The 15,756-nt window shown below is 69.3% G+C and carries 13 protein-coding genes; 6 read left to right on the top strand and 7 right to left on the bottom strand.

Going from position 1 to position 15,756, the window contains the following annotated elements:
* Nucleotides 1-88: 88 nt before the first annotated feature.
* The gene (locus ACZ7GJ_RS22795) at nucleotides 89-418 is read left to right on the top strand and encodes an NHLP-related RiPP peptide (protein WP_470754181.1); all 330 of its coding nucleotides are present in this window, start codon (nucleotides 89-91) and stop codon (nucleotides 416-418) included.
* Nucleotides 419-521: 103 nt separating this feature from the next.
* Here ACZ7GJ_RS22795 and ACZ7GJ_RS22790 read toward each other — a convergent pair whose 3' ends face one another.
* A complete protein-coding gene (locus ACZ7GJ_RS22790; protein WP_470754179.1) occupies nucleotides 522-1,235 on the bottom strand; it encodes a TetR/AcrR family transcriptional regulator in 714 nt (237 codons plus the stop codon).
* A gap of 116 nt (nucleotides 1,236-1,351) precedes the next feature.
* On the opposite strand from ACZ7GJ_RS22790, the gene ACZ7GJ_RS22785 reads away from it, so the two are divergent.
* The 3 genes from ACZ7GJ_RS22785 to ACZ7GJ_RS22775 all read left to right on the top strand — a co-directional run bounded on the left by ACZ7GJ_RS22785 (nucleotide 1,352) and on the right by ACZ7GJ_RS22775 (nucleotide 4,072).
* Nucleotides 1,352-3,139, top strand: coding sequence for a S8 family serine peptidase (locus ACZ7GJ_RS22785; protein WP_470754177.1), 1,788 nt, complete (start codon nucleotides 1,352-1,354; stop codon nucleotides 3,137-3,139).
* Nucleotides 3,140-3,245: 106 nt separating this feature from the next.
* Nucleotides 3,246-3,515, top strand: coding sequence for a hypothetical protein (locus ACZ7GJ_RS22780; RefSeq protein ID WP_470754176.1), 270 nt, complete (start codon nucleotides 3,246-3,248; stop codon nucleotides 3,513-3,515).
* A gap of 152 nt (nucleotides 3,516-3,667) precedes the next feature.
* Nucleotides 3,668-4,072, top strand: a complete 405-nt coding sequence (locus ACZ7GJ_RS22775) for a hypothetical protein (RefSeq protein ID WP_470754175.1) — start codon at nucleotides 3,668-3,670, stop codon at nucleotides 4,070-4,072.
* Nucleotides 4,073-4,112: 40 nt separating this feature from the next.
* On the opposite strand, the gene ACZ7GJ_RS22770 is transcribed toward ACZ7GJ_RS22775, so the two are convergent.
* Nucleotides 4,113-5,183, bottom strand: a complete 1,071-nt coding sequence (locus ACZ7GJ_RS22770; protein WP_470754174.1) for an alpha/beta hydrolase family protein — start codon at nucleotides 5,181-5,183, stop codon at nucleotides 4,113-4,115.
* 378 nt (nucleotides 5,184-5,561) lie between these two features.
* Between ACZ7GJ_RS22770 and ACZ7GJ_RS22765 the strand changes: the two genes are divergently transcribed.
* Nucleotides 5,562-6,344 carry a hypothetical protein gene (locus ACZ7GJ_RS22765; protein WP_470754172.1) on the top strand — a complete coding sequence of 261 codons (783 nt, stop codon included), beginning with the start codon at nucleotides 5,562-5,564 and terminating at the stop codon, nucleotides 6,342-6,344.
* A 798-nt stretch (nucleotides 6,345-7,142) separates the two neighbouring features.
* Here ACZ7GJ_RS22765 and ACZ7GJ_RS22760 read toward each other — a convergent pair.
* Both ACZ7GJ_RS22760 and ACZ7GJ_RS22755 read right to left on the bottom strand, forming a co-directional pair.
* Nucleotides 7,143-10,661, bottom strand: a complete 3,519-nt coding sequence (locus tag ACZ7GJ_RS22760) for a glycosyl hydrolase family 18 protein (protein WP_470754170.1) — start codon at nucleotides 10,659-10,661, stop codon at nucleotides 7,143-7,145.
* Nucleotides 10,615-13,350: an RICIN domain-containing protein gene (locus ACZ7GJ_RS22755; RefSeq protein WP_470754169.1), complete on the bottom strand. Its 2,736-nt coding sequence runs from the start codon at nucleotides 13,348-13,350 to the stop codon at nucleotides 10,615-10,617. Before ACZ7GJ_RS22755 ends, ACZ7GJ_RS22760 begins: the two co-directional genes overlap by 47 nt.
* A 100-nt stretch (nucleotides 13,351-13,450) precedes the next feature.
* Here ACZ7GJ_RS22755 and ACZ7GJ_RS22750 point away from each other — a divergent pair, with 100 nt between their 5' ends.
* A complete protein-coding gene (locus ACZ7GJ_RS22750) occupies nucleotides 13,451-13,597 on the top strand; it encodes a hypothetical protein (RefSeq protein WP_470754167.1) in 147 nt (48 codons plus the stop codon).
* Between the two features lie 147 nt (nucleotides 13,598-13,744).
* On the opposite strand, the gene ACZ7GJ_RS22745 is transcribed toward ACZ7GJ_RS22750, so the two are convergent.
* From ACZ7GJ_RS22745 to ACZ7GJ_RS22735, 3 genes are all read right to left on the bottom strand, one after another.
* Nucleotides 13,745-14,146, bottom strand: a complete 402-nt coding sequence (locus ACZ7GJ_RS22745; RefSeq protein ID WP_470754166.1) for an NADAR domain-containing protein — start codon at nucleotides 14,144-14,146, stop codon at nucleotides 13,745-13,747.
* 80 nt (nucleotides 14,147-14,226) lie between these two features.
* On the bottom strand, nucleotides 14,227-14,610 hold the full coding sequence (locus ACZ7GJ_RS22740) for a VOC family protein (RefSeq protein WP_470754164.1): 384 nt from the start codon (nucleotides 14,608-14,610) through the stop codon (nucleotides 14,227-14,229).
* 230 nt (nucleotides 14,611-14,840) lie between these two features.
* The gene (locus ACZ7GJ_RS22735) at nucleotides 14,841-15,755 is read right to left on the bottom strand and encodes an NAD(P)-dependent oxidoreductase (RefSeq protein WP_470754163.1); all 915 of its coding nucleotides are present in this window, start codon (nucleotides 15,753-15,755) and stop codon (nucleotides 14,841-14,843) included.
* Between the last annotated feature and the right edge of the window lies 1 nt (nucleotide 15,756).

The raw sequence follows: 15,756 nt of genomic DNA, 5'->3' as shown, positions 1-15,756 counted from the left end.
GTTGCTTGATCTGCTGAGCGCCGACGATCGTTTTCGTCAGTTGTTCGCAACTGACGCTCTGCACCTACTTGTTGGGGGGAACAACACCATGCCGTCAACCGTGCAGGACACCAAGCTACGGATCCCACCGAAGGTCGTAGACAGACTGCTCGACCTGCTCGCCACCGACGACGCCTTCCGCGAGCTGTTCCAGCAGAACCGCCACGCCGCCCTGGCTCAGGCCGGCTACGAGCTGTCCGAAGAGCAACTGCGCGCGGGCTCGCCCTTCTTCTGCCTGGTCGTGGATCGACTGGCCGGCAAGGAAGCCATCGCCGACGCACGCGACCAGCTGCGCGCGTACCTGTTGGCCAATGGGACGCACACCGTCGTATTCGCTCTGGACGCCGACTCGATCCCCATGGCGCTACGCACCATCTGACCGGATCCGTACCTCATCTGAGAGTCGATGCATGAAGGCAGGGCCTCCTGGGAGCTCGGGGAGATTCTTTTACCGAGGAGTTCCAGGGGGCCCTGTCCCGTGCTCAGGAGCCGATGGCCGCGTCGATGAGGGCGTCCACGCCCGCGATGAGTTCCGGTTCGCCCCCGCGGCGGGCCAGTTCCGGGCCGAGGGCCCGTAGCCGCGGGAAGTCCCGGGCGGGCAGGCGGTGGAGACCGAGCCGGAAGGCGGGCTCCGTCTCGCTCGGGTCGTCCACCATCGCGCGCAGGTCGATGACGATGAAGCCGAGGACCCAGGACAGGAACGACCGGTAGAGCCGCAGGGCAGCCGCGGGCTCCACCCCGGCCTCAAGGAGGAGGTCGAGTAGGCGCTCGTGGCAGCGGAGCACTGCCCACGGCCGACGGGCCAGCGGCACCACCAGGGGTCGCGTCGCGCACAGCGGAACGACGTTCGGGTGCGTGACGGCGACCCGGTACATCTCGCGGGCGACCTGATGGAGGGCCCCACGGACCGCGGGGGCGGCCTCAGTGGCCTCGGCGGGGTCGGGGGCATCGGTGGCCTCGGGGGCCGACAGGCGTTCCTCCAGCTCGATGAAGAGCATCTCCACCAGCCCGTCGAGAAGTTCGTCCTTGCTCGCCGTGTAGCGGTACAGGGCCATTGTCTCCACGTCGAGCGCTTCGGCCACGCGCCGCATGCTCAGGCCGGCCAGCCCCTCCGCGTCCACCAGCGCCAGTGCCGCGCGCAGGACGCGCTCCCGGCTGAGGCGGGGACGTCGGCGGGGGGAAGGGGCCTGGTTCATGATCGTTTCCAGTCTTGACCGTGACCGTGGTCGGGAGGAACATATATGGCATAAGTGGATGAAATAAGTTTACTTCGTAAACCACGGCCCACGCCCGGAGGCGAAGGAGAAAGGCCATGGGAGTCGAAAAGGTGGCGCCGCCGCTTATCGCGGCCTACGAGCGCTACGTACGCGAGGAACGCAGGCGGACCCCGCTCCTGCGGTCGGCCCGCATGATGGGCCTCGTCTCCGTGGAGGAGAGGGCAAAGCCGCTGCGCGTGGTCGTCTCCCTGGAGTGCGAGCCCGGCACCGTGTGGGACGAGGAAGGCGTACCCGTCCCGGGCGTCGAGGTCGTGGACGGCATCTACGTCAACGGGGGCGGCCGGCGGGTACGCACAGCGATCGTGGAACTCGATGCGGTCCCCGACCTGGCCGCTCTGCCCGGCGTACGGAGGATCGTGCCCGCCGCCCGGCTGCACCCCTGCGTTGACCGTGCCCTGGGAAAGGTCAACGTGCCCGCCTTCCGCAACCGCAGCGGTCTGACCGGCCGCGGCGTGCTCGTAGGCGTGGTCGACACCGGCATCGATGCACGTCACCGCGGTTTCGACGGCCGCATCGACCGCATCTGGGACCAGACCCTGCGGGGCGGTTCCGGAGTGCCCGAGGGCGGATACGGCCAGGAGTTCCGGGCCGCCGACCTGGCCGGCCCGCTGCTGTCCCGGGACGTCGACGGACACGGCACGCACGTCGCGGGGATCGCGGCGGGCGCGGAGGGCGTCGCTCCCGAAGCCACGATCGTCGCCGTGAAGACCGATTTCGACGACGCGCACATCATCGACGGGATCCAGTACGTGTTCCGCGTGGCTGGCGACCTGGGCCTGCCGGCCGTCGTCAACCTCAGCCTCGGCGGGCACGGCGACCCGCACGACGGCACCGACCTGATGTCCCTGGCCATCGAGGAGGAATCGGGGCCCGGGCGGATCGTGTGCTGCGCGGCCGGCAACGAGGGCGACGACGACATCCACGCCGGCTTCGAGCTCACGTCCGGCGAGGTCAGGTCAGTACCGTGCCATCCGGGACGGGTGCAGGGCTCCTCCGCCGTGTTCTGGCTGAACGGCTGGTACCCGGGAGCAGACCGCCTGGAGGTCGCCGTCGAGTCCCCGGCCGGCGATTCGACGCCGTTCCAGGCCGTACGTACCTCGGGCAGCCCGGAGGAGACGTACGAGCTGGCCGACGGGAGCGTGCAGATCGTCACCCCCGGCACCGACCCCGGCAACGGGGATCACAACTTCATCGTGGGCGTGGAACCCGACGCGTTCAGCAGCACCCCACCGCTGAAGGCGTGGCGGCTGGTGCTGCGGGCGGCCTCCGTCGCCAACGGAGCCTGCCGGGCCGACGTATGGATGGTCGGGCACCCGGAAGCGCGGCCGACACCGCAGTTCAGCGGTCCGCTCGCCCGTGACGAGATGAAGATCGGCTCCCCGGGTGCGGCCACGCAGGCCCTCACGGTGGCGGCTGCCACCACCCGGACGTCGTGGACCGACATCGACGGCGTGCAGCGGGTGGCGACCTCGCTGGTGGCGAACGACATCGCGACCTTCAGCAGCGAAGGCCCGCGCCGCGACGGTGCGCAGAAGCCGGATATCGCGGCTCCGGGAGCGATGATCGTCTCCGCCCTGTCGAGGGATGCCGTGGGAATGCAGCGGGCCCTCATGATTGACCGTGAGCACGTGGCGCTCCAGGGAACGAGCATGGCGTGCCCGTTCGTGGCGGGCGTGGCCGCGCTCCTGCTGGAACAGGACGGCACCGCGAAGCCCAAGGAGGTCCTCGACGCCCTGCGGTCGACCGCGAAGATCCCGGGCGGCGCACCGGGCGCCTTCGACCCGAAGTGGGGCCAGGGCCTGATCGACGCGGCCGGCCTGTGACGCGAGTGGGCCGGGGGCGCGGCCGGCTCCCTGGAGCGGCTGCGCCCCCCGGGGGTGTCCGTGGCGCCGACCGGCGGTGCGGTCGGGCCTCTGTGACAATCGAGGGGTGGACTACGGCAAGCTCGACGCCCCCCTCGCCGCAGCGGTTGACGCCCGGGACCTCGAATCGACCGAGCGGGGCCTGCTGGTCATCCTGCGGCTGGCACACCCGCCCAACGACGCCGAGCAGGCGGTCCTACGGGACGCTGGCGTGGCCGACGCCGAGGCCGGACGGACCATCGTGACCGCCTCCCTGTCCCGGCAGCAGGTCGAAAGCCTCTCTGGGCACCCCTGGGTCCTCTCCATGGCCCTCTCCACGCGGCGCCGCCCGATCTAGGCCCTCGTCCCGCGGAGCCGCGGCAGTTGGCGTGTGCGTTTCGGCGTGCTCCAGCCTTGGAATGCCGGGACAGGCGGTGCGAGCCCGGTCGAAACCTTCGTCCAGACGTCTGCGGGGGGAATCATGCGCGAACGCGCACGGATCACGGCGCGTTGGGCCGCCTCACCGGCGGTGACGGTCAGGCCGGCTTCGAGATCGGCACCGGCACCGCCCTGACCGGCCAGGGCAACGGCCGGCTGTCCGCCACCCGGGGATGGACTCGCGAGGGCACCTGGGCCTCGTTCGGCCGGGCCTTCCGCTACTGCACGGCTCGGGTGTACGTGAAGCCCGACCAGGACCTCCAGTTCGCTCTCAGGGTCTGGACGCCCCAGGGCCAGCAACTGGTCGGCATCGCACCCTGGCTCGCCCGGGGCGACTACCGGCAGGTCCAGGTCGAACGGGTGGGGGAGGGCGACAACAACAACTTCGTCGAAGCCGTCATCGGCGCGGACGGAACGCCGAGAGCCGTACGGCTCGATGCCCTGACGGTCTGGTGCACCGACGGCCTGGCGCACTAACGGTCTGGCGCGCTGACGGGAGCCGGAATGCGAGCGTCCTTCATCGCAGGTGCTTCTCGAAGAACGCTGTCGTGTGGCCGATCGCGATCTCACGCTGTTGGGCGGGTGTGAGCTGTTGGGGTTCGCCGGTCCCGTTCGTGCTCTCGCACCGGCCTTCGGGACGGTTTCGCTTTTCGATGGCGACGTCGTCCGAGGCGAAAGCGGGACCGCTGCCCGGTGTCCAGACGGTGTTGAAGAAGTTGTGGTTGCCACCGGTCACGTCGTGGTGTTCGGCGTCGGGGTTCCCCGCTGCCATGGTGAGGGGGATCTTGCTGGCGTCCCACATGGCGTCACAGGTGCCGGCCACCACGGAGACGGGGACGCGGGTGATGCGTTCCTTGTCGGCGTCGATGCCGTTCATGGCCGGTGCGAGCGCCATCGTGCCCCGGATGTGCACTCCGGATGGGAGCCGGTGGCTGTCCAGGGCCTGTGACAGGACGCCACCGCCGCCGCGGGAGTGCCCGAGCGTGCCGACCCGGTCGAGATCCACGTGGCCGGTGAACTGCTTGAGCTCCCGCAGCGGGCCATCGCCGGCGGAAAGCTGCTGCCACATCTCCAGGTGCCTGTCGAGCAGGGCCGCGCGCGCGACGTTTCCCTGCTTCTTCTCGTGGGCCTGGATGCCGTTGGCCGACACCGACACCACGACGAAGCCCTTCTCGGCCAGGGCCTGGGCGAGGTAGGAGTACCCCAGGTAGTTGTCGACCGGCTGGGCCTTCTCGCCGCACGGCCATGCCTGCGGGCGTACGGGCTTGTCACCGGCCTGACACGTGTCGGCCCAGCCGTGCAGCACCATCACCAGGGGGTGCTTGCCGCCTCCGTCCAACTGGCGGGGGTACGTCACGGCGGCCTTCAGCTCCGTGCGCTCTCCGGCCAGGCCCGGCGGAGCGTAAGCGGTGTCACCGAGGTCGTACGTCAGCTGGGACACCTTGTCGGTGTCGGCCTGTACGGAGACCCGGGCCGGGCCGACAGCGACGTCGGGCGCGGGGGAGTTGCAGGCCGACGCCAGGGTGACGGTGGCGGCGGCCGCCGTGGTGAGGATGCTGCGGCGCAGGGAGCGAGGGGTCGTACGCATGGGGGTAGGGGGCCTTCCTGGCTGCTGCTCGCAGACTGTGGTGGACGCTCGGGGCCGTGTGTGTGGGGGAGGGGGCACGGCGGCATCCGGAACGCTATGCGCGGTATTTGTCGGGCGTGTATCAGGCAGTACGCGCCCACGCCTCAATGGCGGCGCAGCCCTCGCGCCCGCGCCGGACATCCCAGGCGTACTGCCTTGAACCAGGGGTCTCGTTGAGTGGCGCCCGTGGGCGCCTGGGCGCGGGGGGCCACCCCAGTACGCCCTCCCACCCCTGGACGAGCCATGCGCACACTTCAAGCGCAGGTCGGCGTGAGACCGGAGCGAAAACCCTCGCACAGAGCCTGGTCGAACGCGCCGACTGTGGAGAGGAGCACTCTGATGTACGCGAACACGCCGCGCCGTGGCCTGGCCTGGCTGGCCACCGTATTGCTCATGTCCTTCGGGCTGGTCGGCCTGTCGGCCACCACCGCCTCAGCCCTCCCCTTGCAGTGCACGGGAGCGGAGACCAACGGCGCCGACAACATCACCTGCCCGTTCCTGCTGCCGGGCCAGACCATCAACAGCCTCGGCGGCAACGACACCGTCACCATCCTGCTCAACGCCGGTGGCAGCGTGGTGACCGGAGGCGGCAACGATCTCGTCACGGCGGGGAACCTGGACGGCCTGGCCGACTTCAACACCGGCAGCGGCGACGACATCGTCCGGATCCTCGGCAACCACGACGGCACCTCGATCGCCACCGGCGGCGGCGATGACCTCGTCGAGATCACGGGCAACAACTCCGGTCTCGTCGACACCGGCGCGAACTCGGACCGGTTCATCGTTCACGGATCGGTGCTCGCCGACGATGCGTTCCTCGGCACCGGCGACGACTTCGCCAACATCAACATCCTTGCGGCCAGTGTCGGGGGCATCCACGGCGGAGGTGGTGGCGACGAGCTGACGCTCCTCACCTGCACGCTCAGCACCGTGGCAGGCGAGGACGGCAACGACACCATCGACATCACCGACGCCAACGCCTGTACGGTCCTGGGCGGAGCCGGCAACGACAACATCCACGAAGGCGCCGAAGCCACCGGCACCGTGGACGGCGGCCCGGGCAACGACACCTGCCAGGAAGACATCCCCTTCCTCGGTACCGAGACCAACTGCGAGATCTGACCCACCACTTCCCTCCTGGGCCGGCCTGCTCCTTCCGCCCGCCTGTCGCCGCGGACGGGGCAGCCGGCCCAGGCCATCGCCTGCACGCGCGACACCACGGAATGCCGGGAACGGTATGGACATCGCGGGCCGCGTCATGGAAGCCTCAGTGCATGATCATCCTTCGAAAGGCCCATGCCTCGTAAGCGCCCAGGCGCACTTCGTGCGCTGCAATGGAGGCCCGTCAGAGCGACGACCAGGCGCATCTGGCGGCTGTCGCCCCGGACGACTGCCCTCATCCATCATGTGGAAGGCCAGCACCCCGACCTCCGCCTCGGCACAGAGACCGCTCTGCGTCTGTACCGCTGTTTCCTCACCCAACCCGGCCGCTACCTCTATCTCCAACGCACCGGTTGTCCGTGCCCCGGAGGACATTTCGATGACACGGCAATGGCCCGGGACGCCATAGAACGGATCCTTCCTCTCCTGCCACCCCGCCCACGGCGGGAACTGGAGCTGATCGTGCGACCTTTGGACGAGGAACTGTGGCGTCGAACGCTGCCCGATCCCGAGGCGGGCCCGGGGGAGTGGTGGCACCGCCGCCTGTACCACGACCACTTGCCCGTGGATTCGTTCCCGGACTATCCGCGGAGCGGTCCTTGCGCGATGTTGTTGATTCGCGGTCGGAAGACCACAACCAGGAAGCGGTCTCGCCGACCCGGCCGCGGCCGTCAGAGTCCGGCCGCGTGGGACTGAAGAGCCGGCCGGGGCCGCGGGAACGCGGTGCCCGGCCGGCTCACGGCGTGTGGTTTCCCGGGGCTACGGCGTCGGGCTCAGCCGCTTCCAGGGCCGGCCGCCGTTGGCCTCCGCCGTGCCGGGGGCGACCATGGTGTACCACTGGGCGTGCCAGTAGTAGCCCTGGTACTTCACGAACGCGGCTGTCGAGGCGGCCGGGTCGCCGGTGATGAGGTGGGTTTCCCGGGCAGTCGAGCCGCCGGACACTTCGATGTCGTTGCCGGTGGTGGAGCGGAGCTTGAACACGCCGTTGTGCTTCGGCCCGCCGGGGGCTCCTTCACTGCCGTTGTCCGCGATCGGAATGAGCCGCCACTTCTGCTCGTTGCGCCCGTCGCACGGGAGCGAGGCGAGGTCCTGCCGGGAAGCGGAGGCTGTCAGGCACCTGCCGCCGCCGGCGATGGTGTATTGGCCGCCGCCCGCGTCCTGGATCCGCCAGTACTGGTTAGGGTTCTGGTCCATCAGTTCCACGAGGTGTGCGCGGGACTGGTCGGAGAAGTTGTCGATCATCATGGGTTTCCCTGCCTGGCTGTCCCCGTACTCGAACATCCAGCCCTTGTCACCCTTGTCGTACATCCGCCACAACCGTCCGCCGTCCGGCCGGTAGACCTGGCCCTGCTTCCAGTCCGGCGCCTGGCAGGAGCTGCCGACCGCGGGGGCGGGCGGTGCGACCGTCCGGACGTCGCGGCGCTGCTCGCCGGTCGAGCCGTACTCCCGGCCGCCGATCCGGAAGGTGACGTTGGCGGGCCCGGTGATCGGCAGGTAGTACTTCAGGTCGATGTCCCGGGACTTGCCCGGCGACAGGTCCTCGCAGTAGCCGACGGTGAGGGTCAGCCGGTGGAAGTCCCCCTTGAGGCCTCCTGTGTTGGGGCCGGTATGGCCGGGGACGAGGCCCTTCATCTCCTTGTAGTCGTTGTCCTTGACGACGGGTGGCGTCGAAGTGGGCAGGTCGAGGGAGATCTCAGTGCCCTGGGCGAGGGTGACGCCGGAGTTGTTGGTGATCCGCAGCTTCGGCTGGATGGGGTAGAAGTCGTTCTCCCCGGTGGGGAATTCCACCAGTTCGGCCTTGACGTCGATCACCTCGGTCGGCTGCGGCCTCCCGCCGGCCTTGGTGTTGCTGGTGGCGCCTGCGCCCTTGAAGGCATTGTCCAGACGGGTGGTGAGGTCGTAACCCATTCCCCATTCCCCGCCCGGGCGTTGGGCGTAGTCGCCCGCCAGCTCCCAGATCATCGCGCCGCCGATGCCCTTGTCGACGATGTAGCGGGCCTTGGCGTCGAGGGATTTCTCGTTCTCGGTGGACAGGAACACCTTCTTGGTGTTGTTCCACAGCCAGGGCGACTGGAGGGCGTCCGAGTACTTCTCCGCGTACGTGCCGGTGAGTTGTCCGCTCGGCAGGCCGGTGTCGACGCCGTAGGACCGCAGGTAGCCGGGGGTCCGGCCGTCCTGGAGGTTCTTGGTGTGCCACAGCGGGTTCGACCCGGCGCCGACCTCGCGCTCGTTCTCCAGGTCGTGCCACAGGTTGTCGATCCCGACCGCTCCCAGTCCGCAGGACTGTGCGTTGACCGGGCCCCGCCCGCCCGTGCCCAGCGGGCACTGGGCCTGGTCCGGCATCGTGGCCGTGCCCCACAGCCCGTCCGTGCCGCCCTGGACGTCGCGCCAGCCGCGGGAGTAGTACGGGATGCCGAGGTTGATCCGGCCGGCAGGCAGGGCGCCGCGGTAGTAGTGGTAGGCCCAGTCGACGTTGAAGTAGCCCTCCTTCTGGAAGTCCTTGGTGTCGGGCGCCTGGTCGTTGTAGATGCCGGCGTCCGCGAGTTCACTGTCCCGCCCGTCGTCGTACAGCGGGGCCTGCGGGCCGACGAACCTGTTCCAGGAGCCGTGCAGGTCGTAGGTCATGACGTTGACGAAGTCCTGGTACTGGAGCGCCTGCCCGGCGTCCAGCCCGCGCACCAGGTAGCCGGAGGAGGAGCCCGCGGAGGTCAGCAGGTAGTAGCGGCCCTGATCGGCGCCCGCCCGGTCGAGCCGCTCGCGGAGGGTTTTCATCAGCGCGTTGTAGCCCTGCTGGAGGCCCTTGCGGCGCGGGTTGGAGACATCCCAGTCCAGCGGGTTGCCGGTGTTGGGCAGGGCGGTCGGGTACTCGTAGTCGATGTCTACGCCGTTGAACCCGTAGCGGTCCAGGAAGGCGGTGACGGAGTCCGCGAACGTGTCGATGCCGGCCTGGTTCACCGATCCGTCGGCGTTGGTGGTCATCGCGTAGAAGTTCCGGGTGCTCGCCCAGCCGCCGACCGAGATCAGCGTCTTCACCGCCGGGTGCTTCTTCTTGTACGTGTTCAGCAGGTTGAAGTGGCCCTTGTACGGCAGCGAGGCGTCCATGGCGTTCTTTTCCCCCGGCCAGGTCATGCCGGTCGCCGGATTGGCGGGGTCGCTCGGGTCGCCGACGCTGATCCGGTTGTCGCGTACGTCGGCGAACGCGTAGTTGACGTGCGAGACCTTCGACCAGGGGATGTTCGACGCCAGGTACTTCGGGTCGCCGTTCACGCCGGCGCGCCAGCCGGTGAAGTAGCCCACCACGCGCCGGGTGCGGTCCTGGCCGACCCACTCGCGGCCCGCGCCGTCGTACACGTCGCAGTACCGCGCCGCCACGCCCGGGGTGGGCGTCATGCCCTCGGGCCGGCAGTCGCCCGAGGCGGCCGGCTTGGTGCCGCGGCTGTCCGGCGAGCCGTCGAACGGGTCGCCCGCGTCACCCCCGTCGGGCTGGCCCACCGGACGGGCGGACAGCTGCCACTTCTGGGCCTCGCTCCGGTTGCAGTCGTAGATCTGCAGCGGCCGGCCGATGTCCGAGCCCGGGACGTCCAGGCACTTGCCCGAGGCCTGGTTGCGCAGCTCCTGGCGCGCGGTGTAGATCCATTTCTGGGCGGGAGAGCCGTTGCACGCGTACAACTGCACGGCCGTCGCGTTGTCCGCACGGCCACCGTCCACGTCCAGGCACTTGGCCAGCGACTGCAGCGAGCCGTCGGCCGACACCGTCCAGGCCTGGCCGTCGGAGCCGGAGCAGTCCGTGAGCCGGACGGGCGTCCGGTCGTCCCGCCTTCCGCCGAGCGGCTCGACGCACTTGCCCGCCAGCCCGCGGATCGTACCGACCTCCGTGCCCGTCCCGGTCTCCCGGAACTTCCACCGCTGGGCCTGGTTGTCCGCGTCACAGGCCGCCACCGCCAGCGCCTCGCCCGCGCCGCCGGCGGTCAGACAGCCGCCGTCGGTGGTGCTGACCAGCGTGTACCAGCCGGTGCCGGTGCTCTTCGGCTGCCACACCTGGTTGGCGTTGCCCTCCTGGGTCGCCATGAGGTGGGTGGTGTGCGGCCCGGGGTCGTGGTCCACGGCCATGTCCGGCTTCGCCGAGGCCGTGATCCGCCAGTTGCCGCCGCCGAGCGAGCGCATCACCCAGCGCTGGGCACCGCTGCCGTTGGGCGCGTAGGCCTGGACGCTCGTCCCGCCGGCGGTGTTGCTACCGCTCAGATCCACGGCCATGCCCGTGCCCGAACGCAGCTCCACCTGCTGGCCCTCGCGCGGATCGGTGCCGGAGTCGGGGTCGCGGGGGGGTGATGATCACGTCCCCGGGATACTCGATGTGCCAGTCCGCTCTCCCGTCGGAGCCGCCGCAGGTTTCGATGCCGACCCAGTTCGTGTCGTCGGACCGCCTCCCCGGGTCCTGCGTCAGGCATGCGCCGCTGCCCTTGAACCCCATCCCCTCCTGCCACAGGGTGACCCGGTCGTCTCCGCCCCGAGTCAACCTCCAGCCGAGCTCCTTGCCGCCGAGGTACGCCCAGTTCCTGTTGCTGAGGACGTTGTTCCACACGCCCAAGTAGCGTCCGTTGTGCTGCGCCTGCAGCGAGATCTTGGAGCCGGTGCTGTGGAGCAGCCACCGCTGGCTGGCCCGCCCGTCGTCCGGGCGGGTGACGAGGTAGTCGTCGTCGCCGTTCCCCTCGGAGTCCAGCACCTCGCCCGTGCGGACGTTCCGTAGCCGGATGATGCCTTCCCGTACCGTGGAGGCATCCGGAGTGACCGTCATGCCATCGCCCGAACCGGCGCAGTTGTAGACGTACTGCTCGGGGTCGGACGCTGCCTTGGCGAACCCGGTCAGGCACTGCGACAGCGCCTGCTGCCCGAAGGCGTTGGGGTGGACGGCCTCTTGGACATCGCCCTGCGCGGTGGGGGTGGCCCACCCGAAACCGGGAACGTACGGCACCCAGCGCACCCACTCGGCCTTCGCCGCCGGGAGCGGAGCCGCGCTGCTGTTGGAGCTCGTCGCCTGCTCCGCCGTCTTCGCGCACAACTCGTGCCCGGCGAAGGCGTCCTGCGCGTTCAGGAACTTCGCCCCGACGGTCCCGGCGGCCTGCCGCAGCATGTCGGTGATGCGGGGCACCACCGAGTTGCGGGCCCAGTCCGCGTCGACGTCACGGAAGGGGCATCCGCCCTTGCTGAACCGGTCGCTGGTCATCACGCCCTGTGCGTAGCGGAAGTCGTTCGTGGCGGGAAGCGGGTTGGGGTAGGACTGGAGCACCAGTTGGTAGTCAGACTGGCCGGCGGCCGACATCACGCCGCGGATCGCGGTCAACGTCCTGGTGACATCGGTCCGCACTGTGTTGAGCCTGCCGGCGAACTGCCTCTCCCCGTCCGGCTTGCAGGAGGAATTCAGAGCGGTACTGAAGAAGGCCTGGGCGCACGCCGTCATGATGCCCGAGAAATTCAGGTCGTTGCCGCCGATGGAGACGACGACCATCCCGATGTCATGGGTGCGGGCGAGGTCGGCCAACTGCTGGATCTGGGGCTTCTCGTTGTTGCGCGAGTCGGAGAGGATGTCCTTCGTCGTCGCACCCGAGCAGGCGATGTTGAACCGCCGTTCGACGGGGACGTCCTCGAACTCCGCCCCCTTGATAGGGGCCACGTCGGAACGGTCGCACCGGTTGCCGCCGTTGTCGTAGGACGTCGTGTCGTACACGCAGTCCTGCGAGCTGTCCGCGCAACGCGAGCGCCGGTCCGTTCCCCAGACGTCCCCCTCCTGTTTGGTGAGCGCGTTGCCCGCCCAGCGGCCGCCCTCACCGGAGATGTAGCTGTCGCCCATCGAGACGATGGCCGGTTCGACGTCGGGAGTCTCCTCTTCGGGGGTCTCCTCGCAGAGGCCTCCGGCGGTGGCACTCGACTCGGCTCGGAATCGGAGAGGTTGGACAGGCGCGAGGGGACAGGCCACGGCGGGGTCGACGGCGTTCCGCGAGAACACGACCGGATAGTGGTCCGACCCCAGTGGGCCGTCCATCCGGGTCGCCGCGTAGCCCGCACCGGCGTCGTTGCTCACGAGGTAGTCGAGCTCGTTGAAGTCCACGATCTCCGTCTCGCCCTTTGCCCCGCCCACAACCGGCTGGGACTTTCGGTGCGTGCGTTGATTGCTGTAGACGACGCGGACGCCCGCGGGATCGTTGTCGATCTGCTGCTCCAGTGGGTTCTCGGTCCGGAGGTCCCGGGCGGCGAACTTGTCACTCCCGTTGGAGGGATGACGGTTCCAGTCGCCCAGGACAGCCCAGCGCTCACCCGGCCTGCGGTTATTGATCGTCCGGACGATCCCCGCGGCGTTGTTCCTGCTCCTCGCCGATCCGTTGGTCGCATGGATCGCGTAGAACCATTCGGTCCCGACGCGAACGCCCACCGAGGGAAAGGGGAATGCGTCTTTCCGCGGTACTATTCCCTGCCTCGTTCGGCGCCCCCTGGTCGAGTCGGGCGCTCGGTTGCCGGGCATTTCGACGACGTCCAGATCGTCCGCCTGCCGCCGAACCGTCGTGACGATTCCGACCCCCCGGTCCGTGGATTCGGCGTTCACCACCCAGTACAAGTAGTAGGTCTGCCCGTTGTCGCTCCACGTCGACTCCTCCAGGTGACGTTCCCCGACGTTCTTCACCAGCCTTCCGCCGGTGAAGAAGCCCACGGAGCGCCTCTCGGGGGCCTCCTGCACGGCCATGAGCTCCAGCCGCTTCTCCCGCATCAGGTAGGGGACCGTGTACTGGAGCCGAGCCGCCTTGCCCTGCAGGTTCCAGGTGGCGACGGTGTGGTCTTCGACGCCGGCGGCTGCAGCCTGCCCGGCAGGCAGGAGCAGCACCTGCAACAGCCCTGCGATCAGGGCCAGCGCCAGCAACTGCCCTAAAGCCCGCGCCCGGCCCGGCCGGCGCGCCCGCTCGATCAACCCACGCATGTCCATGTACTCCGTTGCTCGATGGACTTCCTTCATTCGGGGATCGTGGCTGAGCACGGTAGACAGCAGATCAACAGCCTGGAGGAGGCCCGCGACCGGAGTGAGCGCCAGCTACCGCAGGGCCGCGCCGACGGACGAGCACCTCCCGGGCAGCCCCCGGTCGGAGCAATTCCGGTTCCACCAGGGGGCGCGGGACTCCGTCACGCTCCTCGGCTCACGGGCCGGGGCGGCCGCGGTCACCGCGTAGGCCCGGATGCGGCGGCTGCTCACGGCGCGGACCCCGATTCTCGGCGCCGACGGGATCGGCGAGGGCCTGACGGCAGCCTTCAGCGCGAGCATGCGGATCCACCAGGGCGCGCCGCTTCTCCCCGCGGCCGGGCACCCCGTGAGCCGGTCAGAGCCCGGGGATGCCCGCTCGCCGCATGTGCAGCTCGGAGCGGACGAGCTCGAGGAGGCGGCCCGTCCAGTTGCGACCCCGGCCGGAGTTGTCGCCCCAGAAGGCCGAGTCCATGTCGTCGTAGATCACGGTGGCGTCGCCCGTCGCCAGCAGGGTCTCGGCCAGCTCGGGATGCTGGTTGTCCTTGGCGCGCAGCAGGCCGGTCATGACGGCGGTGCGGACGTGCTCCCAGCTCTCGCGGACCTCTGGTTTATCGATCGACAGGGCCCAGTAGGCATCGGCGAGGGACGGGTGGATGACCTCACCAACGGTGATCGGGGCGGGGTAGTCATTACGCAGCTCGTCCTGGCCCGGGTCGGCGACCGGCTCTCGTGGAAACGTGCGCGAGCTCGGCCTCACTGGCGCCGCCGTCCAGGGGGCGCCCGAGCAACCAGTTGGGTGTGGCTCTCCTTGATGGAGAGCCACACCCAACTGCCCTACTACTGCTCCTTGTACACGGCTTCGATGTTGTTGCCGTCCGGGTCGTCAACGAACGCGCAATAGGCGTGGTACTCAGGCCAAAGCCGGGGTTCGTGCCGGGACGTGCCACCCGCGGCCAGGGCAGCCTCATAGAAGGTGTCGACTGAGGCTCGGTCGCGTGCGGTGAACGCGATGTGTGCGCCCCGGGTCACCGTGGCGTCGCCCGCGGGGTACAGACCGAAGGAAGGAGTGTCCAGCTCCTCTTCCCAGAACTCCGCTCCGCCGTCAGCCGCTTCCCCGGCAACACCGAGAGGCTTGAGCGCGGCCGTGTAGAAGCGGGTGCTCGCCTCGAGGTCAGAGGCGATGAAGGTGACGTGGTGGATGAAGGGCCATGGTTGTGTCATGACCGCACAGTCTACGAGTGCCGACGTCAAAGCCCGGCACCGGCTTGATGTAGCACCGCGTACGTCGACCCTGGCGGCGGCAACGGCTCGTACGCTGCATCCCGTCCGCATGGCCTGGGAGAGCCACACCCGGATCGGAGGCGAGTTCAGCGCCTTCGCGTGCGGTGCCTCATGGCCGGGTCCGGCGCCGGGGGCAGGCCCCGGAGTCGGACCGCGCGGTCCTGGGTGGGTCAGTGGGGGCCGGGTGCTCGGATGCTGTCGATGATGCGGGTCCAGTTGTCGCTGCCGTGACCGTTCTCGATCGCGTGTCGGTAGTGGGCCTGCACGGCCCGGGGGAGCGCGAGGTCGAGGCCGAGTGACGCGCTGGTCTCGACGATGTGGTCGGACGTCGCACCCATCATGGTGACCGTACTGAGGTCACCGGGATGCTCCCCGGCATCGAGCGCGGTGCCGGGGTTGTCCTCACCGGCCCTGAGGATGTCGCCGATCGAGTCGGCGGAGGCGAGCAGTTCCGGCAGTACCTCCTGGGCCTTCATTCCTGCGGTACCCAGCATCGCAGTGGCGTGCATCAGCGCGGACAAGGTGGTGAGGAACACCGCGAGTTGGGCTTGGTACATCATCTGGGCGAGGCCCGGGTCTTCGCCCAGATACTTCGGTGTTCCGAGCGGTGTCAACGCTGCCAGGTGCCTCTCCATCACCTGGTTGCAGCCGCTGTAGTAGACGTACGCCGCCCCCGTGCCGACCATCGGCGCGGGGACCATGACACCTCCGGTGAGGAAGGTGGCGCCGTGGCCCGCTGCCCAGGATGCTGCGTCGCGTGTGCGGTCGGGAGTGTCCGAACTCAGGTTGACCAGCGTGCGGCCGGCGAGCGATGCGGTGGCGCTGTCGAGGACGTCGTACATGGCCTGGTAGTCGGTGAGACTGAGGATTATTAGGTCACTCGCTTCGACCGCCTCGCGCGGCGTCGCTGCCAACGCTGCTCCGGCGGCGACGACGTCGGCGGCCCGGCTGGCCGTGCGGTTCCAGACGGTCACCGGGTGGCCGGCGGTGAGGAGGGTGCGGGTCATGGCCTGGCCCATCGGGCCGAGCCCGATCACGGTGATTGCACTGTTCTGCGTGGTGGTGGCGTTTCGTTGTTCGTTCACC

It is taken from the genome of Streptomyces sp. NPDC037242, from assembly GCF_055604165.1.
This window is presented reverse-complemented; position numbering and strand designations above follow the sequence as displayed.